5 protein-coding genes are annotated in these 8,232 nt (G+C 69.9%); 2 read left to right on the top strand and 3 right to left on the bottom strand.

Going from position 1 to position 8,232, the window contains the following annotated elements:
* A partial coding sequence (locus tag G5C62_RS14150; protein ID WP_164701496.1) for a type IV secretory system conjugative DNA transfer family protein occupies positions 1-1,649 on the bottom strand: 1,649 nt, incomplete at its 3' end.
* A gap of 245 nt (positions 1,650-1,894) precedes the next feature.
* Here G5C62_RS14150 and mobF point away from each other — a divergent pair.
* Positions 1,895-5,629 carry a MobF family relaxase gene (gene mobF, locus G5C62_RS14145; protein ID WP_164701495.1) on the top strand — a complete coding sequence of 1,245 codons (3,735 nt, stop codon included), beginning with the start codon at positions 1,895-1,897 and terminating at the stop codon, positions 5,627-5,629.
* A gap of 61 nt (positions 5,630-5,690) precedes the next feature.
* Here the strand turns inward: mobF and G5C62_RS14140 are convergent, their stop codons facing one another.
* Together G5C62_RS14140 and G5C62_RS14135 are read right to left on the bottom strand one after the other, a co-directional pair.
* The gene (locus tag G5C62_RS14140; RefSeq protein WP_164701494.1) at positions 5,691-6,275 is read right to left on the bottom strand and encodes a hypothetical protein; all 585 of its coding nucleotides are present in this window, start codon (positions 6,273-6,275) and stop codon (positions 5,691-5,693) included.
* 899 nt (positions 6,276-7,174) lie between these two features.
* Positions 7,175-7,642 (bottom strand): very short patch repair endonuclease, encoded by a 468-nt coding sequence (locus G5C62_RS14135; protein ID WP_164701493.1) that lies wholly within the window; start codon positions 7,640-7,642, stop codon positions 7,175-7,177.
* Positions 7,643-7,777: 135 nt separating this feature from the next.
* Between G5C62_RS14135 and G5C62_RS14130 the strand changes: the two genes are divergently transcribed.
* A complete protein-coding gene (locus G5C62_RS14130) occupies positions 7,778-8,062 on the top strand; it encodes a hypothetical protein (protein ID WP_164701492.1) in 285 nt (94 codons plus the stop codon).
* Positions 8,063-8,232: the final 170 nt, after the last annotated feature.

Below are 8,232 nucleotides of genomic sequence, written 5' to 3'. Positions count from 1 at the left end.
CTCATCATCAGCGCGACCAGCGGACCCACCGCCTTGGCCTCAGACCCAGCCGTGGTGACCACGTAGACGGTGCCCCAGCCCCAGTGGGTCCGCAGCCAGGACTGCGGGTCGAAGTCGGCGTCGTCGGCTTCCCGGAGCGCCCTGTCGGTCGCGTAGGGGCTGAAGAGGTTGCCGACCGTGGTGAGCACCGAGTGGTTCTCCCGGCCGCCGTCGCCTTCGCTCTGCTCGATGAAGGCGGTCAACTGCCGGACGAAGCGGTCCTGGCCGTCGGTGGCCAGCAACTCCAGAGGCTCCTTCCAGCCCTCACCCGACGGGCCGACCTCGACCCACTCGACGACCTTGCTGATCTTCTTCCCGGCGAGCATGCCCGCGTACAGCAGCGGCGCCAGGACCAGCGTGGCGCGCTGCCGGAAGTGCTCGGCACTGTCGGACCCGGCACCGCCCTGGACCGCGGACGCGTCGACCAGTTGCTTGGCCGCCCACACCGCGTCATCGCGGGTGTAGATCCCCATCACCGGGGACCAGCGCAGCGGCGTGCAGTGCGCCGGGGTCAGCGACTTGCCCGTCGGGTCCCAGAAGAGGGTCTCGCCCAACAGCGACCGCCAGGCAGCCGTCTGCTCGGCCAGGTCCCCCTTGGACGAGGACGCGATCACGATGCCCATGTGGGCCATCAAGTTCTGCCCCAGGATCGTGCTCGACTTGCCCGACCCGGGCGCACCGATCCCGAGCAGGTGCGGGTTCGCAGTCGCCCAGTCACCCAGAGAACCGTCCGGATACTCGACCCGGCCGGTGAAGATGCCCTTGGCGGTCGGGACGCCCTGGCGGCTGAGCCAGCGGAAGGCCCCCGGCACGTCCCCGAGTTCAGCCAGCCCGTCGCTCCGAGCACCCACACCCGAACCGGCCGTCCCCGACTCCGCCGCGGCGGCCTCACGGCGGCGGCTGCCGCCACCGTTGCGGGCTGCCTCGATGTGGTCCCGCATGGTCATCCGGTGCGCCTGGTCGGCCCGCTGACGGCCGAAGCCTGGCGGGAACCACACCACCAGCCTGCGGCCCAGCACCATCCCAGCCACGACCACCACCAGGATCACCGGCCAGGACAACCCCAGCGCACTCTGCGCGCTCTGCGCTGACGCGAACACCAGCACCCCGATGAACAGGACCACCGCGCCCACGAAGTCGCCGCCCTTGGAGATCAGCATCCCGGCGCCCGTCACGGCCACCGCAGCACGCCCGTACCCGTTCCCGGACTCCTCGTCCGCAGCCTGCCGCGCCTGACGCCAGACGCGCAGGTACTGGACACCCCCGATCCCCGCCAGCAGAGCCAGGGACGCGAGCACCTGCCCGGCCGTCAGCCCCGCCTTCACGAGCGCGTACAGGGTCAGCAGACCGCAGACACCCAGCCAGACGTAGCCGCGCGGTCCAGCACCAGGCAGGGGCCGCTCACCGTTCCGACCCACGCTCGGGCCGGTGTAGACGATCAGGACCAGCCAGGCGATCCCAGCGGTGATCCACCGGTCCGCAGACCCAGGCACGCTCGGCGCCATCACCCCCAGCAGGAACGCCCCACCCAGCAGGGTCGTGACCCACGCCAGCACCGGGAACACCCCCGACCGCCAGACCATCGCCGCGGTCTTCACCGGCGACTCCATGGAATCCCGGGTGTCCTCCGCCCTCACCACCAGCCGCGCTAAATGCGCCTTCACGCCAGCCCTGCCTTCTGTCTCAGCCCAGCCGACGAGCATCCGCGCACCGGCAGACGAATCCCGGGAAACCGGAACACCCCCGTCTCTCTCATCGGCAAGATCAACCAGGAGGTTGAAGCAAAGCAACGAGGACGTACACACCTGTTGCACTAATGCTCCAGAAGGTCGCATGTCGGGCCGATAACTTCTGCATGCTTTCGATCGCGCCGGTCACCGCGGATGGCCTGGACTACTACCTGGGCAAGGCGTACGTGTCAGGTGCTCGGGACTGGCCTGACGCGGCTCACGCGCCTGCGGCGCCGGTCGCCGGTGAGGACACGGCGGAGTACCAGGCTGGTGTCGCTGAGGCGCCCGGCCGGTGGTGGGGCACCGATGAGGAACTCGCGGCCTACGGGCTGACCCCGGGCAGCCAGGTCGACCGGGAGACGCTGAGGGCGGTCCTGGAGGGATGCAACCCGGCGACCGGTGAGATGGTCCCCGGCCCGTACAGCGACGCGGTGACCGGGCAGCCACGGGCAGCCCGGAGGACCGAGACCGTGGGCTATGACCTCACGTTCTCGGCGCCTAAGTCAGTGAGCGCGTTGGAGGCGCTGGCGTTGGAGGAGGACGCCGCGAGGATCGCCGACGCTCTCACCCAGGCAGAGACCGCAGCGCTGGAGTACCTCCAGCGAGCAGCGGGCTACTCCCGCCGCGGCGCGGCCGGGGCCGAGCAGATCAAGGCGGCGGTCATCCCGGTCGCGGCTGGGTTCCTCCACCGGAGCAACCGGCACGGTGCACCCCAGGCGCACCGGCACTACGTGATCCCGAACCGGGTGCAGTGCGAAGACGGCCGCTGGCGCACGATCGACGGCCGCGAGTTGTACGCGAATGTCCGCGCCGCCGGTGCCATCTACCAGGCGCGGCTCCGGGCAGAACTGAGCGCGTCCATGGGCGTGGAATGGACTGTCCCCTCGATCTACGACCACGCCGACATCGAGGGTGTTCCGGCTGACCTGATCGAGAAGTGGTCCGGGCGGTCCCGTGCGATCCGGACGGTCTACGAGGCAGTCCGGGATGACGCCAACCTGACCCGCGCGCTAGCGGGCCGGTCCCCGCTGACGGCCACCGACGAGGCGCTGCTGCGGCAGAAGGTGACCCTGCGGTCCCGGCCGCCCAAGCAGAAGACCATCGACGCCCGAAGCACGCCCTACCGGGGTGCTGACCCGTCGGTAGAGACGCTGGTCGCCGACCGACCGGCCGGACTGACCCAGCGGGAGTGGTGGGCGAAGCAGGCCGCCGATCTGGGCTGGACCCCTGCGCTGGTGCGCGAGCGCGTCCAGGAGGCCGCAGTGCAGGTGCGCGCCGGTAGGGGTCCGCTGGACCCCTACGACCTCGACGTCGACCGCATCGCGGCCGCGGCGCTGGCCGCGGCCGGGGCCGAGCACGCAACCTTCGCCCGACGCCACATCATCCGCGAGATCGCGGTCCGGCTGCCGCACCACGTGCAGCGCAAGATCGACGGGAAGCACCCCTGGACCGCCGAGTACATCGAGCGGATCGCTGACCGTGCGCTCGGATCAGACCAGGCGGTCCAAGTGACATGGCGGCGCGGTGACCGCGTGCCCGAGCACCTGGCTGACGCTGCCCCCGTCATGGGACAGACCGGGCAGGTCTTCTATACGACCCGTGACGGGCTGGAGACTGAGAACCGGATCCTGGAGCGGGCCGTCCTGGGTGTCGGCGCCGGGCGCGGTCTGGTGCATGACGCGACGCTGCTGCGGGCGCTCAACGAGGTGACCGCTGAGGGGCGAGCGTTGGACGCGAGCCAGGTGAACGCGGTCGTCCGGCTCGCGGTCAGCGGGGACGCGATTCAGGTCGTGGAGGCCCCCGCTGGGACTGGCAAGACCACGATGTTGAAGCCCGCAGTGCGGGCGTGGCAGGACGAGGGCTACCGGGTCGTCGCCCTCGCCCCGACGGCGCAGGCCGCGCACGTCATGGGGCAGGAGACTGGCGCCTCGGCGGTGACCGTGGACAGCGCGCTGACCCGCTGGACGCATCAGGGGCCGGTCGCCTTCGATCGGGAGGGGCAGCCGGAGGCGTGGTCGGTCGATGACCGCACCGTCATCGTGATCGACGAGGCCGCGATGGTCGGCCGCGACCGGCTGGACGAGATCACCCGGCTGGCCGAGCAGCAGGGCGCGAAGACGGTCCTGGTCGGCGACGGGTCCCAGTTGTCGGCGGTGAAGGCCGCCTCGGGGATGTTCCAGTCGATCGGGGAGGCCATCGGTCGCCTGGAACTGACGACCGTGCACCGGTTCCGGGACGAGTGGGAGCAGATCGCGAGCCTGGGTCTGCGCAGCGGTGACGTGTCCGTGGTCGACGAATACCTCGCGCACGACCGCGTGGTCACTACGGGCAGCCGCGAGGAGGCCCGCGCCGAGGTGTTCGACCGGTGGTCGGCCGCTGAGGCTCGCGGGGAGGACGCGCTGATGATGGCGCGGCTGCGGGAGGACGTGGACGCGCTCAACCTCATGGCGCGGGACCAGAGCCGCGCCGAGCGGCCAGGGCGGGCCGATCCTGCGCACCGGCCGGTCCAGGAGGTGTCGGTCACCGTCGGGGGCCGGGACTACACGGTCGGGGACCTGATCGTCACCAAGGCCAACGATGCGCGTCTCCGGCTCGGTGGGCCGCCCGCCCGGGACATCAGCGGGACCGATGCCCGGATCGAGGCGATGACGGCCCGGATGCGGAACCTCGACCGGAAGGTCGCCGGGGCGGAGCGGACCGCTGAGCGGCTGCGGGAGCGTCGCGGGTGGCGGGATGACGCGACCAAGCGGGCGCGGGCGCATGCACGCGATCTGCGGCGGGCACGGTCGAAGACGAACGCCCGCCTCCAGAAGGCCCACCTGAAGCGTGCCGACCTGCGGGCGAAGTTTGACGCCACCGCGTCGGTGCGGAACGGGCAGCGGTTCGTCGTCGAGCACGTCAGCGCTGTGGGTGCGCTGACCGTGCGGGAGGTCCTCGGTCGGGACGAGCGCGGCAGGCAGCAGATGGGGGCGCAGGTGACGCTGCCGCGCGCCTACGCCGCGCAGCACGTCGACTACGGCTGGGCGGACACCGTGCACTCGAAGCAGGGCGCCACGGCCGACGTGGGGATCCCGCTGATCGACGAGGGCATGACCCGGGAGCAGGCGTACGTCGCGCTCACCCGCGGCCGGGCGGAGAACACCGCGGTGCTGGCTCCGAAGGAGGGCGAGGCGATCGAAGACCCGCGCGCCTTCCTCGCCCGGGTCGTTGGACGGTCTGAGCGGGAGGTGGCTGCGACGACGCGGATGCGGGAGGTCGCCGAGCGGCAGGAGGGCCTGGACACTCTGGCGCCTCGTCGTGAGCGGGTCGAGCAGGTGGTCCACGACCGCGCGCCTGAGGCGAACGCCGAGGAGTTGACGCGCGCTCGCGCGGAGCAGACCCGGTTCGCCGGTGAGGTGGAGCGGCTGGCTGAGGCTGGGCAGCCGGTGGACTGGTCGCGGACGCAGTACGAGGCCGCCGCGGCGAAGGTCGCCCGGCTGGAAGCCGCGGAGAGCACCCATGGTGACTGGCAGGCCGCCAACCACGTCCTGCTGGCCTACCAGGAGCGCCTGGAGGCCCAGGAGCGGGAGCGCCGCGCGCTGCTGCTGGCTGGGGTGCAGCAGGAACCGTCCCGGGAGGTCGTGGCCGCGCTCGGTGAGCGTCCCGAGGACCGTGAGGAGGCCGCCGTCTGGGACCGGGCTGCGGGCCTTCAGGTGGCCTACGACGAGCGCTGGCGGACGACCCCTGAGAAGGGGCCGTCTCGTGCGCAGGAGGCGGAGCAGGCCGCCGTGGATGCTGCGCAGCGGGCCTGGTCCTCGGTCCGGCAGGGGGTCACCCGGATCCGGACCAACCGGGCAATCGGCCGGAGCCTCGGTCGCTGACGAACGTGCAGCGGGGCCGCACCCGAGGTGGGTGCGGCCCCGCTGTTGAGCGGATCTGGTGTCAGGCGTAGTTGCTGTACACCGGGTCAGGCGCGTAGTAGTAGCGCGCGTTGTTGCCGCTGTTCACGCTGTCCTCGTTGAGGCAGTGCGTGGCTGAGTAGGACTCCAACCCCGGGTGGAGCAGCGGGTAGCGGTTGGTCCCGTCCTCGTAGCGCAGAGACTCCAGGTCGAACGTCGACCCTGTTGCCCAGCCGTTGAGGTACTTGTTCGGTGCGGCGGACAGCCACACGTGGCACTGCAACTGCTGCCACACGGAGTCGGCCAGGTCCCGGTAGAGGCCGGGGACGCAGGACTGCACTGCGTGCCACATCGAGATGGTGGCCGAGTTGTCGCCGCTGGTGAAGTCGATCCAGCCGATCCGGCGGAGCAGGTTCGTTGGCGTGACCTTGATCTTGAACGAGCCGTCGTCGTGGTAGACGGTCTCGATCTTGTCGATGTACTGGTCGCTGTAGCCGCACTCGGCCGTTGTGTCGGCCTTGGCAATGCCCGGATTCACGATCGCGAAGCCGAACATCAGCATCAGGACCAGCACGATGCCGATCAGAGGAGCGCGGCGAAGACCGCGCGGGAGCGTGTAGGTGTGCATGACCATCCCTGAGGTTGAGCACTGACCGACCCTCGGCAAGTCGCTTCGGGTCGGGCAGGTCAACCTGGGTGCATCCACATGCGCGGACCATGCCCAGGCGGACCAGTGTCGCCGTCACCTCCGGCGGCCGGTGCACTCCTTGGGCGGTTCACCCGACCCCTGCTAGAAGGTCGAGTAGAAGCGCACGCGGTTGTCGTGAGGTCCGGACATCGTGGCACGAGACACAGGGGGGAGCAAGGTTTCCTCAGGGCAACTTCACGGCCCAAAAGATGGCGCTGGGTAAGCGACCAGAAGCGTTTTGTAAGACCCCGAAGTCAAGGGCCTAGAACGCGAAATGCCCCCCGGCTAGCAGACCAGGGGGCACTCGTCGGTGCTTGCACCGCAAGCCCGAGAACCCTAGGCGTCGACACGGCGCCCGGGGGTGACGGCAACACGGTCGCCTGGTTCAGGCAATCGCGCTGACCTCCGCGGGGAAACCCCGAAGAGATTGGAGAAGACTAGCGACCCTGGCCCTGAATGCAAGACGCGGACCGCCGCGTCCTGACGGTAGGTCACCAGGTCGGGCGAATGGCTCCCCGCGGGCAGGGTGCCTGAGCGAGGATGGTCGGGTGCCCTACCCGTCGCGGCCTCGCCTGCGACCGTTGCCGGAGTTCGCTGGGACTGCCCGATCCGGGAGCGCTGCGGCCGACCATGTACAGAGTCGGCTGGAAGACTTCATCGTCGAGCAGTACACCGCCGCAGAGCCGCGGTCTCTGCGTGAGATCGCTGAGATGGTGGATCGGTCGCAGACTGCGGTCCGGCGGGTGCTGGACAAGCGCTGCGTCCGGCGACGGCCTCCCGGAGCAGCCAGCATCCTCACCGAGCAACGGCGAGCATGACCGTTGGTCCGTTCCTGACGGTCACCGCGGCCCAACGGCCGATTCGACCTCTTCCAGAGCCGCCTGCACCGGCTGGTGCTCCCAGACGCGCACAACTGTCCAGCCGTCCGCACGCAGGGCCTCGTCATAGCGGCGGTCCCGTTCGACGTTGCGGGTGATCTTCGGCCCCCAGTAGTCCGTGTTCTGCCGCGGCGGGCTGAAGTGCAGCGGGCAGGCGTGCCAGAAACAGCCATCGACGAAGACGGCGACCTTGCGTCGGGTGAACACAATGTCGGGACGGGGACGCACTCCTCCCGGCAGTGCCAGCCGGAAGTCCTTGCGGTAGCGGTACCCCGCGGCATGCAGTGCAGACCGGAGGGCAACCTCTGGCTTGGTGTCGGCCCTCCGGATCGCGGCCATGTTGCGGCCCCGGCCCGGTGTGGACGGGCGCGGGTAGAGACCTCGCTGGTAAGCCTGTTCTCGCTTTTCAGAAGCCCGGTCCGCCGACACGATTCCGTCCTGTCAGTAGGTCCGTGCATCCTGGAGGCCGTAGGGGAAGGCCAGCCACGCTTCCGGTGTACGGCCCTGGCTGACTTCCTGCCCGGCTGGCTCTACCGCTGAGGTACATCCGCAGGAGGGACCTGGATGCAGTACGGAACCTACTTGCAGGAGGTTGACCACGCCGCAGACGTCACCGGAGGGACGGTTGTCTCCCTCGCCGGGGGCTACTTCGGCGTGCAACTGCTGGCTGACGGCGGGTATGTCTTCCTCGCACTGGACCTGGACAGTGACCTTGGCTGGCTGTGCTGGGTCGAGAACGCAGACGGCGAGCGCTGCTGTGACGAGGCTGAAGAGGTCCTCGGCGATGTCCCGCACAGCGAACTGAAGGACCGGGCCTTCACGGCGATAGTGCGGCACCAGCACGCCTGACGAGGCGTGGCACTCGACGGCTCGGTCGAAGCACTGTTCCGGTCGCCCGCCGTCTCGCGGCGGGGCAGAGACTGGTCCCCTTGACGCATTCCTGCTGGTCAGCCAAACGTCGAGTCGACACGTTCCCGTCCTGTCGGTGGGTCCGTGCATCCTCGGCGGCACGTAAGGGA

It is taken from the genome of Modestobacter sp. KNN46-3 (assembly GCF_011039295.1).
Note: the sequence above shows the minus strand (reverse complement) of the source record. Positions and strands in the feature narration are given on the sequence as shown.

Coding starts and splice junctions, on each gene's coding strand:
- mobF (WP_164701495.1), top strand. CDS start 1,895: ATGCTTTCGATCGCGCCGGTCACCGCGGATGGCCTGGACTACTACCTG.
- G5C62_RS14130 (WP_164701492.1), top strand. CDS start 7,778: ATGCAGTACGGAACCTACTTGCAGGAGGTTGACCACGCCGCAGACGTC.
- G5C62_RS14140 (WP_164701494.1), bottom strand. CDS start 6,275: ATGCACACCTACACGCTCCCGCGCGGTCTTCGCCGCGCTCCTCTGATC.